The organism is Papillibacter cinnamivorans DSM 12816, assembly GCF_900176335.1.
GTDB lineage: Bacteria > Bacillota > Clostridia > Oscillospirales > Oscillospiraceae > Papillibacter > Papillibacter cinnamivorans.
Genome location: NZ_FWXW01000002.1, coordinates 197,337 through 214,385, shown reverse-complemented (window position 1 = coordinate 214,385; position 17,049 = coordinate 197,337). Strand labels below are relative to the sequence as shown.

General features: G+C 58.3%; 14 protein-coding genes and 1 other annotated feature. Of the genes, 9 read left to right on the top strand and 5 right to left on the bottom strand.

Annotated elements, in window-relative coordinates:
- Positions 1-48 precede the first annotated feature (48 nt).
- Entirely contained in the window at positions 49-1,521 is a 1,473-nt protein-coding gene (gene guaB, locus B9A13_RS03870) for an IMP dehydrogenase (protein WP_084233741.1), read from the top strand.
- A 444-nt stretch (positions 1,522-1,965) separates the two neighbouring features.
- Here the strand turns inward: guaB and B9A13_RS03860 are convergent, their stop codons facing one another.
- Positions 1,966-3,336: a short-chain fatty acid transporter gene (locus B9A13_RS03860; RefSeq protein ID WP_341456014.1), complete on the bottom strand. Its 1,371-nt coding sequence runs from the start codon at positions 3,334-3,336 to the stop codon at positions 1,966-1,968.
- Between the two features lie 726 nt (positions 3,337-4,062).
- Positions 4,063-4,398, bottom strand: a complete 336-nt coding sequence (locus B9A13_RS03855; RefSeq protein ID WP_084233739.1) for an arsenate reductase family protein — start codon at positions 4,396-4,398, stop codon at positions 4,063-4,065.
- Between the two features lie 33 nt (positions 4,399-4,431).
- On the opposite strand from B9A13_RS03855, the gene B9A13_RS03850 reads away from it, so the two are divergent.
- Positions 4,432-5,157, top strand: a complete 726-nt coding sequence (locus B9A13_RS03850) for an NAD-dependent protein deacylase (protein ID WP_423241259.1) — start codon at positions 4,432-4,434, stop codon at positions 5,155-5,157.
- A gap of 177 nt (positions 5,158-5,334) precedes the next feature.
- Here B9A13_RS03850 and B9A13_RS03845 read toward each other — a convergent pair whose 3' ends face one another.
- The 3 genes from B9A13_RS03845 to B9A13_RS03835 all read right to left on the bottom strand — a co-directional run bounded on the left by B9A13_RS03845 (position 5,335) and on the right by B9A13_RS03835 (position 8,610).
- The gene (locus B9A13_RS03845) at positions 5,335-6,129 is read right to left on the bottom strand and encodes an ABC transporter ATP-binding protein (RefSeq protein ID WP_084233737.1); all 795 of its coding nucleotides are present in this window, start codon (positions 6,127-6,129) and stop codon (positions 5,335-5,337) included.
- Position 6,130: 1 nt separating this feature from the next.
- Complete coding sequence (locus tag B9A13_RS03840) at positions 6,131-7,033, bottom strand: ABC transporter permease (protein ID WP_084233736.1); 903 nt, start codon at positions 7,031-7,033, stop codon at positions 6,131-6,133.
- 147 nt (positions 7,034-7,180) lie between these two features.
- Positions 7,181-7,428: a binding site (T-box leader), on the bottom strand.
- Positions 7,429-7,587: 159 nt separating this feature from the next.
- Positions 7,588-8,610, bottom strand: coding sequence for an ABC transporter substrate-binding protein (locus B9A13_RS03835; RefSeq protein ID WP_084233735.1), 1,023 nt, complete (start codon positions 8,608-8,610; stop codon positions 7,588-7,590).
- Positions 8,611-9,200: 590 nt separating this feature from the next.
- On the opposite strand from B9A13_RS03835, the gene B9A13_RS03830 reads away from it, so the two are divergent.
- The 7 genes from B9A13_RS03830 (at position 9,201) to B9A13_RS03800 (ending at position 17,040) form a co-directional block, all read left to right on the top strand.
- Positions 9,201-9,926 carry a WecB/TagA/CpsF family glycosyltransferase gene (locus B9A13_RS03830; RefSeq protein ID WP_084233734.1) on the top strand — a complete coding sequence of 242 codons (726 nt, stop codon included), beginning with the start codon at positions 9,201-9,203 and terminating at the stop codon, positions 9,924-9,926.
- Between the two features lie 16 nt (positions 9,927-9,942).
- Positions 9,943-10,635: a dTMP kinase gene (locus B9A13_RS03825; RefSeq protein ID WP_084233733.1), complete on the top strand. Its 693-nt coding sequence runs from the start codon at positions 9,943-9,945 to the stop codon at positions 10,633-10,635.
- On the top strand, positions 10,619-11,203 hold the full coding sequence (locus B9A13_RS03820; RefSeq protein WP_084233732.1) for a 5-formyltetrahydrofolate cyclo-ligase: 585 nt from the start codon (positions 10,619-10,621) through the stop codon (positions 11,201-11,203). The genes B9A13_RS03825 and B9A13_RS03820 overlap by 17 nt, the downstream gene beginning before the upstream one ends.
- A gap of 357 nt (positions 11,204-11,560) precedes the next feature.
- The gene (mltG, locus tag B9A13_RS03815; protein ID WP_084233931.1) at positions 11,561-12,697 is read left to right on the top strand and encodes an endolytic transglycosylase MltG; all 1,137 of its coding nucleotides are present in this window, start codon (positions 11,561-11,563) and stop codon (positions 12,695-12,697) included.
- Complete coding sequence (locus B9A13_RS03810) at positions 12,690-13,919, top strand: peptidase U32 family protein (protein ID WP_084233731.1); 1,230 nt, start codon at positions 12,690-12,692, stop codon at positions 13,917-13,919. Before mltG ends, B9A13_RS03810 begins: the two co-directional genes overlap by 8 nt.
- Before the next feature lie 76 nt (positions 13,920-13,995).
- Positions 13,996-16,635: an alanine--tRNA ligase gene (alaS, locus tag B9A13_RS03805; protein WP_084233730.1), complete on the top strand. Its 2,640-nt coding sequence runs from the start codon at positions 13,996-13,998 to the stop codon at positions 16,633-16,635.
- Positions 16,636-16,698: 63 nt separating this feature from the next.
- On the top strand, positions 16,699-17,040 hold the full coding sequence (locus tag B9A13_RS03800; RefSeq protein ID WP_084233729.1) for a histidine triad nucleotide-binding protein: 342 nt from the start codon (positions 16,699-16,701) through the stop codon (positions 17,038-17,040).
- The last annotated feature ends 9 nt before the right edge of the window (positions 17,041-17,049 follow it).

The following is a 17,049-nucleotide window of genomic DNA, read 5'->3' as shown; positions in this document are numbered from 1 at the left end:
GGGCTTAACAGGGAAGCATTCAGCAACGGATTGGGGAGGGTGCGGAATATGATTAAACCAGAGGCAAAGGACAGATTCGGCAAGGAAGGTCTCACATTTGACGACGTACTGTTGGTCCCGGCGGAGAGCAGCGTGCTCCCCGGGGATATCAACCTGACAACCTGTCTGACTTCAAAAATACGGCTCAATATTCCTCTTATGAGCTCCGCCATGGATACCGTGACGGAATACCGCATGGCGATTGCCGTGGCCCGTGAGGGCGGGATTGGAATCATCCACAAAAATATGAGCATCGCCGAGCAGGCCGAGCAGGTGGACCTGGTGAAGCGCTCAGAAAACGGGGTGATCACCAATCCTTTTTATTTAGGGCCGGGCCACAAGCTTTCCGAGGCCGACGAGCTCATGCGGAAATACCGGATCTCGGGCGTTCCCATCGTGGACGGAGGGAAGCTCATCGGCATCATTACCAACCGGGACATGAAGTTCGAGGAAGACATGGAGCGTATCATCGACGACGTGATGACCCGGGACAACCTGGTCACCGCCAGGGAGGGCACCACCCTTGCCGAGGCAAAGGAGATCCTGCGGCGGCACAAGGTGGAAAAGCTCCCCATCGTGGACGAAAACTTCATGCTCAAGGGACTTATCACCATCAAGGACATTGAAAAGGCCGTCATGTACCCCAATTCCGCCAGAGACGAAAAGGGCAGGCTACTGGTGGGCGCCGCCATCGGAGCCACGGCGGACGTGCTGGACCGGGTGGCCGCGCTGGCGGCGGCGGGAGCGGATGCGGTGGCGCTGGACTCTGCCCATGGGCATTCCCGCAATATTCTCAAGTGCCTGGAAAAGGTCAAGGCGGCCTATCCGGACCTGCCCGTCATCGCAGGAAACGTGGCCACCGAAGAAGGGGCGAAGGCCCTCATCGACTCGGGAGCGGACTGTGTGAAGGTGGGCATCGGCCCGGGATCCATCTGCACGACGCGGGTGGTGGCCGGTATCGGCGTGCCCCAGATCACGGCCATCTGCGACGCGGCGGCGGCCGCCTCCAAACGGGGCGTTCCGGTGATCGCGGACGGAGGCATCAAATATTCCGGCGACATCGTCAAGGCCCTGGCGGCGGGAGCAAGCGTCGTGATGATCGGGTCGCTGCTGGCCGGGTGCGAGGAGAGCCCCGGCGAGAGCGAGGTCTACCAGGGCAGAAAGTTCAAGGTCTACCGGGGAATGGGTTCCCTCTCGGCCATGGCCAGGGGAAGCCGGGACCGCTACTTCCAGGAGGAGAGCACCAAGCTGGTGCCCGAGGGGGTGGAGGGCCGCGTACCCTATAAGGGACTGGTTTCCGAGACCGTATTCCAGCTCATGGGAGGTCTGCGCTCCGGTATGGGCTACTGCGGGACGAAGGATATCCCCAGCCTCCAGACCGAGACCCGGTTTATCCGGATCACCAGCGCGGGACTCCGGGAAAGCCATCCCCACGACATCTATATCACCAAGGAAGCGCCCAACTACACCATGAACCCGTAAAACAACGATAATAAAATCCCTGTTTTCTTTTAGAAAACAGGGATTTTAGCTTGCCGAAAAAGGCGGAACGCCTTTTTCGGCAAAAAGGCTTGCAGCCTGCCGCGCGCCTCGCCGTCCGCCGCAGGCGGGGACGGTTTGACGCTTGCAGCCTGAGAAGTATTTTCGGGCACGTGCACGCCGCGCCCGAAAATGATCTGATTTTTTTTCGCCGCTCCGGCGGCGAAACTCTGCGAGGCTTTTTCTACAGGCTGATCCCTGTTTTCTTTTAGAAAACAGGGATTTTATTATTTATCAGATACGGGGAGGACAGGCGGTTGCGAAACAGGCGGGAAAGGGAAGCAAAACAGCCGGTTAGGCCGCTTTGCTTCCCGGTGACGGCTCCTATGTCTGAGACGATAAGATGTTTTATTCTATGCACAAGTGTTTTTAGCGGGAAGACGAGGATCAGAACCAGCCCATGCCGCCGAAGAGAAGAAAAACGGCGGAGGTGATGATGCCGCCCATGATGAGAACGATTACGCAGTAGCCCATGATGTCCCTTGCGCTCAGTCCCGCGATGCCCAGAGCGGGAAGAGCCCAGAAAGGCTGAATCATATTGGTCCAGGCATCGCCCCAGGCGATGCCCATGGCCGTGACCGCCGGCTTGACTCCAAGGGCAACGCCGGCCGGCATCATAATCGGGCCCTGGACCGCCCATTGGCCGCCGCCGGACGGGACAAAGAGGTTTACGATGCCCGCGCTCAGGTAGGTGAACAGCGGGAAGGTGACAGGCGTCGCTATACTGACGAAGGCGTTGGAGATCACCTGGGCGAGAGAAGTGCCCGTGGCTGCGCTGACTCCCGTCATCATGCCCATGATGCCGGCGTAGAAGGGGAACTGCAGGATGATTCCGCCTGCCGTGGAAGCGGAAGCCATCAGTGCGTCGATGTACCGCCGCAGGTTCCCGTGAAGGGTCAGGCCGACGAAGAGGAAAATCATGTTGACGATGTTCAGACCGAGATTGAAGTTTGTGGTTACCAGATTATAAACGATGTATATGTAACCCAGAGCGAGCGTAATAATCCACATTACTCTGTTGCGCTCGAAATTCTCCGCCGGCGTAAACTTGTGGGCGGGAGGCGCGGGGGGTTCTTCGAAAATCCGCGGATCCACCGTGACGGTATTTTCCTTTGTGGGCATCATCGCATGGGCTACCAAAGGAAGGAAGATCAAAAACAAAAGGCAGATAATCAGATTGAAAGGAGCGAAGATTGTTTCGGAAGTCGGGACCTGCGCCGTAAGGGCCCCGGCGGTCTGCTGCGCGAGACTCTCCGCTGAACCGCTGGCGATCTGCAGCGGAATCGAACCGGAAATTCCGCCGTGCCACACGATCATGCCGGCGTATCCTGTGGCGATGAGAAGCCGGTAATCCACGCCCTTAACCCGCTTTGCCATTTCTTTCGCGATCAGAACACCGATGATCAGCCCGAAGCCCCAGTTGAGCCAGCAGGCAACGGTGGCGACGACGGCGGTGATCACGACGGCGCGGCCCGGGGTTTTCGCGCTCATGGCGATGGCTGTGAGAAGACGCTCAAATACCGGCGCTTTAGCCATGGCGGTACCGAGAACAAGGACCAGGACCATCTGCATGGAGAAGGAAAGCAAAGACCAGAACCCGGTGCCCCAATGCTTTACCATAGCCATGGGGGTCTGCTGGGTAATTCCCATGCCGGCAAGGAAAACAATAATTGTCAAAACGATGGCGAACAGGAATGCATCCGGCAGATATTTATTTACCAAATTTACGCATCCATTGGTAAATTTCTTAAACACCATTATTCCTTCTTTCTATCCAATTAGTGTAGCCAAAGGTTGCATGATTTGATAGAAACCATATTCAGGACCCATCATCCATAAACGGAATTTCTGCTTCAGTGAATTTCCGCCGTCACCCATTTTGCCAGCCGTCTTGCATTTGCAACAGGGGCACCGACCCCGCTGATATCCCGCAAACGGCCGTATGCCTAAGGACTGTCGACCGATTGGAAACTGTGCAGGATGATTTTCCTTCCTCCTTTATATACGATCATTTTCAGATAGAAAAAATGCAAGACACACGCTATGCCTTGCAAACGGATATTCACCCCCTCCTCTGCGGTTATAGAAAGTGTAGCACAGGATATATGATATGTAAATAAAATAGGAGGAAATTCAATGATTATTTTTTAACAATCATGCTCATATTTATGAACAAACTCAGTTTTATGCAATTATTTTATAGTATTAATATCATATATGTAATATCGAACCACCATATTGGCCAACGTGGAAAAAGGAAACATATCCCTGGAAAATGAATGTCGAAAATTGTAGAAATTGCAAATGAAGAAGAAACGGCAAATGCAGCTGGAAGAAGAAACGAGAGAATGGGAAAGCCTTCTGCGCGGCATGGAAAAACCGCCTCGAATGCAATAAAAGCATTTAAAGCGGCTCATGAACAACGGCGCCGGAAAATTGCAGGAAGCGACGGATATCCTGCAAACTGGAATACTAATCAGGGACTCAATACCAGGTGTTCCAAATTTCGGGACGATACCCCACAGTGGCTTCCCGTCCGTTGCGGACGATGGGGACATTCAGCAGCCCCGGGTTTTCAAAAATCTTTTCCTCCGCGGCCCCGGGTGTGATATACTGGATAAAAAGTTCCTCGTATTCCCGGGACTTGCGGTTTATCAGCTCCTCCAGGCCCACTTTGACCCGGACACTTTCCAGCTCCCGGCGGCTCATGCCATAGCGGGGAAGGTCGATATACTGATAACGGATGCCGCGCTCTTTGAACCAGCGCTCGGCTTTTTTGCTGTCGAAGGATTTGGAGGAACCGAAAATCTGAATGTTCACGGCACTGCCTCTTTCGCATCAAAGTCAGGAGGGATCCAGTTGGAAAACACGGTGAAAGTACTCCGCGAGCTGGTGGAGTCCAGCGGGAATATCGTCTTTTTCGGGGGAGCGGGGGTCTCCACCGAGAGCGGCATTCCGGATTTCCGCAGCGTGGACGGCCTGTACAGCCAGAAGTACGCCTATCCGCCGGAGGTCATGCTGAGCCACACCTTTTTTGAAAACCGTCCGGAGGAATTCTTCCGTTTTTACAGGGAAAAGATGATTTTTACCGACGCCAGGCCCAACGCGGCCCATCTGAAGCTTGCCCAGTGGGAGCGGGAGGGAAAGCTCAGCGCGGTGGTGACCCAGAACATCGACGGGCTCCATCAGGCGGCGGGAAGCCGCAACGTGTATGAGCTGCACGGTTCGGTGCACCGGAACTACTGCGTCAGGTGCGGGAAGAAATACGATCTCGACTATGTGCTCCGCTCGCCGGATATAGTCCCCCGATGCGCCTGCGGCGGAATGGTGCGGCCCGACGTGGTGCTATACGAGGAGGTGCTGGACGGGGAAGTGATGAACAAAGCGGCTAGGGCGATTTCCAAGGCGGACCTTCTCATCGTGGGGGGAACTTCTCTGGTGGTGTACCCCGCGGCGGGCCTCATCCGGTATTATTCCGGCGATAAGCTGGTGATCATCAACAAGACGCCCACCCTCAGCGACAGCGGCGCGGACTACATAATGGAAGGGAAGATCGGGGAAATTCTGTCCCAGGTATGAAACATCCCGGGGGGACACAGCCCCTCACAGATACTAAGCCGCAGACAGCGGCGGACTCCCCAGGCGCATGCTCCGGTGCACACGGATCAAAATTTTTTGCCTGCGGCGAAAGCTCTGCAAGACCGGAAATTCTATTATTAAAGCGCAAAAACGCAGCCTTGCGGCTGCGCTTTTATTTTACGACAGAAGCATGCGGTCGTTGACCTCGTCGTCACCGCTGACCTGCTGGAACTTGGCCAGGAGATCGTCCACCTTGAGGCATTTTTTTTCCTCGCCGGAAATGTCCACGACGACCTTTCCCTCGTACATCATGATAAGGCGGTTGCCGTGGCGGATGGCGTCGCGCATGTTGTGGGTCACCATCATGGTGGTGAGGTTATTTTCCCGGACGATGCGCTCGCTCATATCCAGAACCGTTGCGGCCGTTTTAGGGTCCAGGGCGGCCGTGTGTTCATCCAGAAGAAGCAGCTTGGGTTTCTTCAATGTCGCCATTAACAGAGTGAGGGCCTGGCGCTGGCCGCCGGAGAGAAGGCCAACCTTGGCGGAAAGCCGGTTTTCCAGGCCCAGGTCCAGGGGTTTGAGGAGCTTTTGGTAGAGCTCCCGCTCCTTGTTGGAGATGCCCCAGCCGAGGCCGCGCCGCTGCCCCCGGCGATAAGCCAGAGCCAGATTTTCCTCGATACCCATGTTGGCTGCAGTGCCCATCATGGGGTCCTGAAAGACGCGGCCAAGAAGACGGGCACGGCGGTATTCGGGAAGTTTGGTCACGTTGACGCCGTCAATCATAATTGTGCCGCTGTCCACATAGTGAACCCCGGCGACGCAATTGAGAAGGGTGGACTTGCCGGAGCCGTTGCCGCCGATGACGGTGACGAAATCTCCCTCCTCCAGCTGGAGGCTGACGCCGTCCAGGGCGGTTTTTTCATTGATGGTGCCGGCGTTGAAGGTCTTGCGGAGGTTCGTTACGGTAAGCATGTCAAGCACCTCCTTTCTCATTCTTCGCGGATCGGATAAAGGTATTCAGATATCCGCGGAACAGGGGGAGAGAAAGGGCGACGGTTACGGTGATGGCTGTGAAGAGACGCAGGTCGGTGGGCCGCATACCCATTTCCAGAACCAGGGCGATGATAACCCGGTAGGTGATGGCGCCCAGGACAAGAGAAATCAGAGTATTCAGGAAGTTGCGGGTCCCGAAGAGAACCTCGCCGATGATGACGGAGGCAAGGCCGATGACGATGGAGCCGATCCCCATGCCCACGTCGGAAAAGCTCTGATACTGGGCGATGAGGGCGCCGGCCAGAGCCACCAGGCCGTTGCTGATGACCAGCCCCAGGATCTTGGTGCTGTCGGTGTTGACTCCCTGAGCCCGGATCATGTTGGGGTTGTTGCCCGTGGCCCGGATGGCGCATCCGATTTCCGTACCGAAAAACCAATACAGCAGCGCAATCAGGATAACAACGCAGATCAGGCCGAATAAAATCACCGCATTGCGGCTGCCGAGGCCCAGGTTGATGAAGGGAGTGTAAATCGTATCGGTTTTCAAAAGGGAGATGTTTGCCTTTCCCATGATCCGAAGATTGATGGAGTACAGAGCGATCATACTGAGGATACCGGAAAGAAGCGGCGGGATTTTCAGCTTGGTATGCAGGAGCCCCGTAGCCAGGCCCGCCACCATACCGCTTATCATGGCCAAGAAGGTGGCCGCATAGGGATTCCATCCGCCGGAGATGAGAGTCGCAGCCACAGATGCACCCGTGGTTATGCTTCCCTCCACGGTGAGGTCGGCATAGTCCAGAATGCGGTATGTAATGAATACGCCGATGGTCATCACGGCCCAAAGAAGGCCCAAAGAGACGGCGCCCTGCAGAATCAGAATCATTTCGCTCCACCCAACCCTTTTCAATGCATACCGGAATCTATCCGGCCCCTCATGGCGGCGCCACCGCCGCGTGGATAACGGAAATAAAAACCCGGAGGAAACCGAAGCGCCCGGGCAAATGAAAACACCCGTCCCCCCAACAATCCATCAGAGGACGGGCGCCAGATACCCGTGGTACCACCTCGGTTTGTCGCCGTCTTGCGGCGGCAACCTCAGCGGGCAGAACTGCCCTGCCGCGATAACGGACGGAGACCGGCGGCAGCCTACTTGCCCAAAGGCATTCAGCGCGCAGCGTACGGGACGAATTCCGCGCGGTTCCCCCGTTTCCTCGCACCGGCCGGAAACTCTCTGAAAGGGGCGCGCCGCACCTACTTGCTCCCGATCATCGCTTTTACATTTGCTTAGCATTATATCGGTTTGCAGGCGGAATGTCAACCGTTTTCTCTGCCGGTGCAAAGAGTAAAAGAGACGGAAAGAACTGCCGGAAAAACGCCCGGACCTCACGGCCCGGGCGTTTTAGGTCTATATTCCGGCTGAAATTTCCGGTTTCCCCGTCAGGAGGGATTTACGACATACTGCTGCAGATCCTCGGGAATGGTGACGCCGATGGTCTTGGCCACTTCGCCGTTGATGGTGAAATCATAGTTGGTGAGAGACTCGATGGGCATCTCGGAGATTTTTGCCTCGCCCTTGAAGAGGCGGACAGCCATCTCGCCGGTCTGGTAGCCCAGGTTATAGTAGTTGATGCCAAGGGTGGCAAGGCCGCCGGCCAGTACCATGTTGGATTCGCCGCAGATGGTGGGGATCTTGGCTTCGTTGGTCACGGTGGAGACAACAGGCATGGCGGAGGCCAGGATGTTATCCGTGGGGATGTAGATAGCGTCCACTTTGCCCACCAAAGACTGGGCCGCCTGCTGCACGTCGTTGACGGAGGTGACGGTGGCCTCCTCCACGGCGAGGTTCAGAGCCTCGCAGGCTTCCTTGACCATGTTGGCCTGAACCACGGAGTTGTCTTCGCTGGAGGTATAAAGGATTCCAACGGTTTTAACATCGGGCACCAGCTTGACCAGCAGGTCGATCTGTTCCTTGACGGGGTTCATATCGGTGGTGCCGGAGACGTTGCCCCCGGGGGCCTCGTTGGAGTCGACGAGCTTGGCAGCCACGTAGTCGGTGATAGCGGTGCCCAGAATCGGGATCTCGGTGGTTTCGGAAGCCATGGCCTGGGCCGCGGGGGTGGCTATGGCAAGGATCAGGTCCACCTTGTTGTTGACAAAGCGCTGGCTGATGGTCTTGAGGTTATTCTGGTCGGCCTGGGCGTTCTGCAGGTCCAGGGTCAGGTTCTGACCTTCCACATAGCCGTTGTCCGCCAGAGCCTGTACGAAGCCCTCCCGGGAAGCATCCAGGGCGGCGTGCTCCACGTACTGAATGATGCCAACGGAGAAGCTTGCCTGTTCCGTGGGCGCGGGGGTGGCGGTGGGGGTGGCCGTGGCGGTGCTTCCGCCGGAGGTGCAGCCCGCCAGGGCCAGCACCATGGCCAGAGCAAGAGAGAGCGCTAAGAGCCGGGATGTCTTTTTCATTTCTTTTCCTCCTTCATTTCTTTACCCAAATTCAAACTACCAAAAGGGAACCGAGGACCGCGGCGATGCTCTCAGGCAGCTGCCCGAGCGGCAGATGGAATGAACCGATTTGCCATGCAAAACAAAAACGCCCTCCGAAACAATCGGAGGACGAGATCCATGCCCGTGGTACCACCTCGGTTTGCCGCCGCCTCGCGGCGCCGGCCTTGACGGGTATACAAAAAGCATACCCTCTCGCGATAACGGACGAAGCTCCGGCACCATCCTTGGGAGACCCCCTCGTATGGGCAGCTCGCAGGGTGAATTCAAAACGCCGCGCCCGCCCCTCGCACCGTCCGGGAACTCTCTGTGGGCCGATTTCGTTTCTACTGCTTCCTGGTCATCACTTTTACACTTTGTGCTGTTAAAGTGCATTATACAGGACGGAGGCCCGTTTTGTCAACAGGCAGGACGAAGTTTTTTTGCCCGGTTTTGTTTTCGGCGAATGTCCATGGACATTCCGGGCGGTATATGGTAAAATGTCTTGACAAATTATAAAGACAGCGCGCGCCCGGCAAGGATGCTGCGGGGAAGCGCACGGGGGCGGAAGCTTGAGGATCGGAATACTGGACGTGGGATTCGACAACGTGACTCTGGACGAGGCGGTATCCGCCGCCCGGGGATTTCTCGCCGAGGGCGGGAGTCACTGCGTGGTCACGCCCAATCCGGAGATCGTATATATGTGCAGGACGGACAGAGCCCTGGCAGAAGCCGTGAACGGGGCGGATCTGGTGCTGCCGGACGGAATCGGCATCGTCTACGCTTCCAGGATTCTGGGCCGGCCGCTGAAGGGCAAGACGGCGGGAATCGATTTCGCCGTACGGCTGACGGCGGTCCTGGCCGAAGAGGGCAGGAGCCTGTTTCTTCTGGGGGCAAAGCCCGGTATCGCGGAAAGGGCGGCCGAGGCCCTCCGAACCGCCAATCCCGGCCTGATCATCGCCGGCACGGCTGACGGATATTTTAAGGACGACGGACCCGTTGTCGCGCGGATCAACGAAAGCGGCGCGCAGGCGGTTTTCGTATGCCTGGGCGCTCCGAAGCAGGAGCTCTGGATGCGCAAAAACCGAAACGCTCTTCAGGCGAGCCTTCTCGTGGGGCTGGGAGGGTCTCTGGACGTATTCGCGGGAGAGGCCTCCCGGGCGCCGGAGTTCATGATCCGGCTGGGCCTGGAATGGTTCTACCGCCTTTTAAAAGAACCCAGGCGCATCGGGCGCATGGCGAAGCTCCCACTGTTCCTGCTGGCGGTAATCGCGGGGGGACGGGGAAACGACCGGTGACGGAGGAGAAGGCCGCATGGCAGGTAAGCTAATCGTTTTCGAGGGGACCGACGGTTCGGGAAAATCCACCCAGTTCGCACGGCTGTGCCGGCGGCTGGAGGAGGAGAAAACAGAATTTCAGAAACTCATATTTCCGCAGTATTCGGAACCTTCTTCCGCCCTGCTGCGGATGTATTTAAACGGAGAATTCGGGAAACACCCGTCGGACGTGAACGCCTACGCCGCCTCCACCTTTTACGCGGTGGACCGGTATGCCTCCTATAAAAAGGTCTGGGGGGAATACTACCGGAAGGGCGGGCTGGTGCTGGCCGACCGGTACACCACTTCCAACGCGGTGCACCAGGGAGCAAAGGCGGACGCCGGCGAGCGGGAAGAATTCTTCCGGTGGCTTTTTGATTTTGAATACCGGCTGCTGGAACTGCCCAGGCCAGATCTGGTACTTTTTCTCGATATGCCCACCGAGGCGGCGGTTTCCATGCTGCGCAGCCGCGAGCGGGCAACGGGCACCAAGGGAGACATCCACGAGCTGGACGAGGGATACCTCGCCCGGTGCAGGCAGGCCGCTCTCCAGGCGGCCGCCTACTGCGGCTGGGTGCGGATCGAATGCGCGCCGGGCGCTATCCTCAGGACTCCGGAGGATATTCACGAGGAGATCTATGCCCTGGTGAAGGAAAAAGGAGTGACATCGGGCGGTGCACGACGCGACTGAAAAAGAAAAAGCCGTCCTGCGCAGGCGGCTTGTTTTTGAGCAGGAAAAGATAGACGACAAAACCCGAGAGCGCAGCGACGGGGAGCTTTTTGCCCGGCTCCGGGAGCTTCGGGAATTCCGGGAGGCTTCCGTCGTCTTTCTCTATGTGGGTACCGGCGCCGAGCCGAATACCGCGATGCTGATCCCGGAACTGCTGGCGGCGGGGAAGCGGGCGGCCGTTCCCCTGTGCCGGGGGGGCGGAGAAATGGAGGCAAGGCTCATTTGTTCTCCGGAAGAACTGCGGCCGGGCCGCTTCGGCATACTGGAGCCGGGACAGCAATCGCCAAACCTTCCTCCGGACGCCATGGATTTTATTCTGGTCCCCGCCCTCTGCTTTGACAGAGAGGGGTTCCGTCTGGGACGGGGCGGGGGATATTACGACCGGTATCTTCAAAAAAGCTCCGCTTTTTCAGCTGGCCTGTGCAGGGGGATTTTTCTCCGGGAGCGTCTGGTCAGGCTGGAGCACGACCGCAGGGTGGACGCGGTGATTACGGAAAAGGAAACCATCCGGCCCGGGATCCGAGGGTGAATTGCCCGGGCGCGCATAAAACGGCGGAATATCCACAAGCCGGATCCGCACGGCATCTTATACGCACCCATGCGCTTTTGTTGTTCCTACGCCGAACCGTGCTTTTTCAGTTGTTTCCACAGTTGCAGTTGCAATTGCAGCCATTGAAGCCGGGATCGAAATTATTTCCGAAACCGCCGCAGCAGCAGCACAGGACGCACAGGATGATCAGGATGAAAAAGCAGCTGTTATTGCCAAAGCACATGTTTATCACCTCTCTTGATCGCTGTCTGGGCCATCTTATGTAGGGCCGGAGCCATGGGCAACATGTCCGGCGGGAAATTCTCAATTTTTTTTAAAAAAGAACGGAGAAAACAAATGTCTGGTGAGGAAAGATTCAAAAAATCCAACCGGGGAGGCCGCAGACCCTCCGATTCCGGACGCAGCGCGAGAGACGGCGGAAGAAAACCCCGCCGCCGGAGCCGCGGACTGTTCGGAAACCCGGCTCTTTACATCGTATTTGTGCTCTGTGTCTCCGCGCTGCTGGCCGCTCTGGGATGGATCGGCGCCAATGACGTGCTGGCGCTGAACAAAAAAGAGCTGACGGCGGTGGTGGAGATAGGGGAGAGCGACTCTTTGGGCACCGTGGCCACCAAACTGAAAAAAGCGGGGATCATCGAGTTTAGGGGGCTGTTCCTCTTCTACGGAGCCGTTTCCCACGCGGATAGCAAGATTTCGGAGGGCTCCTACGAACTGAACACCGACATGGATTACCGGGCCATCGTCACCGCCATGGGGAGCCGCTCCGCCAGCCGGATGACCGTATCGGTCACCATCCCAGAGGGCTATACTATCAAGCAGACCTTTGAGCTCCTGGAGGAAAAAGGCGTCAACGACTACCAGGATCTCATGGATACGGCGGCGAACCACGACTTTGACTACGATTTTCTCAAGGACCTTCCCCTGGGAGACGCGACACGGCTGGAGGGATACCTCTTCCCGGACACCTACGAGTTTTATCTGGGAGAATCCCCGGAAAACGCCATCAACCGTCTGCTGAAGAACTTCAGCAAGAAATTCGACGAGGATCTGAGCGCCCAAGTCGGGGACACGGGTTACTCCAAACACCAGATCGTCATCATCGCCTCCCTGATTGAGAAAGAGGCGGCCAACGACGAGGAGAGAGCCAAGATCGCATCGGTGATTTATAACCGACTGAGGAGCAGTTCCTATCCTTATCTTCAAATCGACGCAACGGTACAGTACGCCCTTCCGGAACGCAAGGAACAGCTTACGGAGGAGGATCTGAAGATCGACAGCCCTTACAACACCTACCTGTACCAAGGCCTGCCCGCGGGACCCATCGCAAACCCCGGCCTCGCCTCCATCAAGGCGGCGCTGAAACCGGCCAGCACCAGCTACTATTTCTATATTCTTGGGAAAGACGGTGTCCACCACTTCTTCAAGACCTACCAGGAGTTTGTGAATTATAAAAACTCCCTGTCCAATGGATAGGCCAGAGCTGCTGTCTCCCGCGGGGGACTTGGAAAGGCTGGAGGCCGCGCTTTTATACGGGGCCGACGCCGTTTACCTGGCGGGGCGGGAGTACGGCATGCGCTCTGCCGCTGGGAATTTCGGACCCGACGAGCTGCGGCGGGCCGTGGCCTTTTGCCACCGGCAGGGGGCCCGCGCCTACGTGACGGTGAACACCCTTCCCAGAAACGGGGAACTGGAGGCCCTTCCGGAGTACTTTCAGGAGCTTTGCGCCATGGGGGCGGACGCCGCCATCGTGGCCGACCTGGGGGTACTCCGTCTTGCCGGGCGGCATGCCCCGGGTCTGCAGCTCCACATCAGCACCCAGGCCGGAATCGTCAATTACGAGAGCGCCCGGGCTTTTTACGAGCTGGGAGCCAAACGGGTGATCCTGGCCAGGGAGCTGAGCCTTAAAGAGATCGCCGAAATCCGGGAAAAGGCGCCGACGGAGCTGGAACTGGAGGTCTTCGTTCACGGATCGGTGTGCGTTTCCTTTTCCGGAAGGTGTGTCCTTTCCAACTATCTCACGGGAAGAGACGCCAACCGGGGGGCATGCGCCCAGCCCTGCCGCTACCGGTACACCCTGATGGAGGAAAAGCGGCCGGGAGAATATTTCCCGGTTTTTGAAGACGGGGAGGGGACCCATATCCTCAACTCCCGGGATCTGTGCATGATCGAGCACATCCCGGAGCTCCTCCGCGCCGGGGTTTCCAGCCTCAAGATCGAAGGAAGGATGAAGACCGCCTACTATGCGGCGGTGATCACCCAGGCCTACCGCATGGCGGCGGACGCCGCGGCGGTGGGACGGGCCGTGGACCCCGTCTGGCTGGAGGAAGTCGAAAAGGTGAGCCACCGGCCGTATTTTACCGGCTTTTATTTCGGCCCGCCAGAGGACGGGCAGTACAGGGAGAGCTCCGGCTATATCCGCAGATGGGACATGGCCGCGGTGGTGGAAAACTGCGATGAAAACGGGAACGCGGTTCTGTCCCAGCGAAACCGGATTTTTGAGGGAGACCTCCTGGAGCTCCTCTCACCCGGAGTGAAGCCTATTTCCTTTACAGCCGATGAGATAAAGGACGAGGCCGGAGAGAGGATCTTTTCAACGCCCCATCCGAAAATGCCCTTCCGGATGCGTCTTCCCCAGGCGGCCCCGCCGGGAGCTATCCTGCGGCGCCGGGGGCCGGATATTGACAGGCCGGAGTAAACAGGTATACAATCATTCTGCGTATTTTCTGCCGGCCGTTCCGCCGGGATTTTATAGTACGGAGGCCTTTTTGCCAATGGAACAACTGGGACTGAACGAACTGAGAGAAAAATTCCTTACCTTCTTCGAGAGCAAGGGCCATCTGCGCCATCCGTCGTTTCCCCTGGTGCCCCAGGGGGACAGCAGCCTGCTGCTGATTAACTCCGGAATGGCTCCTTTAAAGCCCTATTTTTCCGGTGAGGTGACGCCTCCGCGGAAACGGATGACCACCTGCCAGAAATGCATCCGCACGCCGGATATCGAGCGGGTGGGCAAAACCGCGCGGCACGGCACCTTCTTCGAAATGCTGGGCAATTTCTCCTTCGGGGATTATTTCAAGCGGGAGGCGACGGCGTGGGCCTGGGAGTTCATCACCCAGGTGCTGGAGATTCCCACGGACAAGCTTTACGTGTCGGTTTATCAGGACGACGACGAAGCCTACGACATCTGGACAAAGGAAGTCGGTGTCAAGCCGTCCCATATGGTGCGCCTGGGCAAGGAGGACAACTTCTGGGAGATCGGGGCCGGACCCTGCGGACCCTGCTCGGAGATCTACTTCGACCGGGGCGAGAAATACGGCTGCGACAGGCCGGAGTGCTTCGTGGGCTGCGACTGCGACCGGTATGTGGAATTCTGGAACCTGGTTTTCACCCAGTTTAACAACGACGGGAACGGGAACTACACCCCCTTAAAGCAGAAGAACATCGACACAGGCATGGGTCTGGAGCGCCTTGCCTGCATCATGCAGAACGTTTACTCCCTCTTCGACGTGGACACCATCCGGAACATTACCGCTCATGTCTCCGAAATCACGGGGGCTGTCTACGGACAGAGCGACAATAAGGACGTGTCCCTGCGGGTGATCACCGACCATATCCGCTCCACCACCATGATGGTGTGCGACGGCGTGCTTCCCTCCAACGAGGGAAGAGGCTATGTTCTGCGCCGGCTGCTGCGGCGCGCGGCCCGGCACGGAAGGCTTCTGGGCGTTACCCGCCCCTTCCTTTACGAGGTGGCCGGGACCGTTATCCGGGAGAGCCGGGGAGCCTACCCCGAGCTGGAGGAAAAGCGGGACTACATCACACGGATCATTCGGGCGGAGGAAGAGCGGTTCAGCCAGACCATCGACGCGGGACTCAAGATTCTGCTGGACATGATAGAGGATGAAAAAAAGCATAGGAGCGCGGTTTTAAACGGAGCCGACGCCTTCCGGCTGTACGATACCTACGGATTCCCCATCGACCTGACGGTGGAGATCCTGGAAGAGCAGGGCATGAGCGCGGACCGGGAAGGGTTCGACAAGCTCATGGACGAGCAGAAGGCCCGGGCCAGGGCGGCAACGGCGGCTCTGGGGGACTTTGCCTGGGTGGGCCTGGATCTGGGCCTGGACAAGGATCTGAAAACGGAATTCACCGGGTACACGGAATTTGAAAGCCCGGCGAAGGTGCTGGCCATCGCGGCGGAAAACGAGCTGCGGAGCACCGCGTACACGGGAGAGAGCGCCGTGGTGGTGCTGGACCGGACGCCGTTTTACGCGGAAATGGGCGGACAGACGGCGGACACCGGAACCATTTGTGCCGGAGACATGGTCTTTGAGGTGAGCGACGTCCACAAGTCCAAAGACGGAAAATACATGCACAGCGGCAAGGTAATACAGGGACAGATCCGGGTGGACGAGGCGGTGACGGCAAAAATCGACGCCGAGCGCCGCCGGGCAATCATGCGCGCGCACTCTTCGACCCACCTTCTTCAAAAGGCGCTGCGCTCGGTGCTGGGCACCCACGTGGAGCAGGCGGGATCTCTGGTTCAGCCGGATGTCCTGCGGTTCGACTTTACCCATTTTTCGGCCGTCACCCCCGGGGAGCTTCACACCATCGAGCGGGAGGTCAACCGGGCGATTCTCGCGGGAATGCCCGTCCGGGTGGACGAGATGCCCATCGCGGAGGCGAAAAAACTGGGGGCCATGGCCCTGTTCGGAGAAAAGTACGGCGACGTCGTGCGCGTTGTACGCATGGGGGACTATTCCACGGAGCTGTGCGGCGGCACCCATCTGGACAACACCGCCAAGGCGGGGCTGTTCCGCATCGGATCGGAATTCTCCGTGGCTTCCGGCGTCCGCCGGATCGAGGCCACGGTGGGGGTTGCATCCATCGAGTCGGTGGAGCACGATGAGGAGATTCTCAAGCAGGCCGCCGAGCTTCTGAAATCCACGCCCGCGGACCTGCCCGTCCGGGCGGCACAGCAGACGGAAGAGCTCCGGGAGCTTCGCCGCCAGCTGGAGCGGCAGCAGGCGAAGCAGACCCTGGGAAAGGCCGAAGAGCTTCTTTCCTCCGCAAAGCCGGTGGGAGAGCTTAAGGTATTGACCGCGGGACTTTCCCAGGTGGATGCGGATACGCTCCGGAAGATGGGAGATTTTCTGCGGGACAAAGAGGATGGGATCGTCGCCGTTCTCGCCTCCAGGGGGGAGGACAAGCTCACCTTCCTGGCTGTCTGCGGCAAAAAAGCGGTGGAGTCCGGCATCAAGGCCGGCGACCTCATCCGGACGGTGACGAAGCTCGCCGGCGGAAGCGGCGGAGGCAAGCCGGACATCGCAATGGGCGGCGGCAAGGATCCCGCCCTGATGGAAAAGGCCCTTTCCGCGGTGGAAGAGTTCGTACAGGCGGGAATCAAGAAGTAAAACGACTCTGCCGGGAAACGATTTCGGAGGCTTGGCGGAGAATTTGCGAAGGAGGGCAAGGACATGGAAGACTGCCTGTTCTGCAAAATCATAGCAGGGGAGATCCCCTCCGCGAAGGTATATGAGGACGAGACGATTTATGCCTTCCGGGACATCGATCCCAAGGCGCCGGTGCACTTTCTGGTGCTTCCCAAGGCGCACATCGCCTCCGCCGCGGAGCTGGGGCCGGAAAATGCCGGGATCGTCGCGCATATTTTCGAGGTGATCGCGGCCATCGCCGCCCGGGAGGGGTTTGCCCAGGGGTTCCGGGTGGTGACCAACGTGGGAGAGCAGGGCGGACAGAGCGTTCCTCATCTGCATTTTCACGTGCTGGCCGGCCGCGACATGAGCTGGCCTCCGGGCTGATACAGGCCA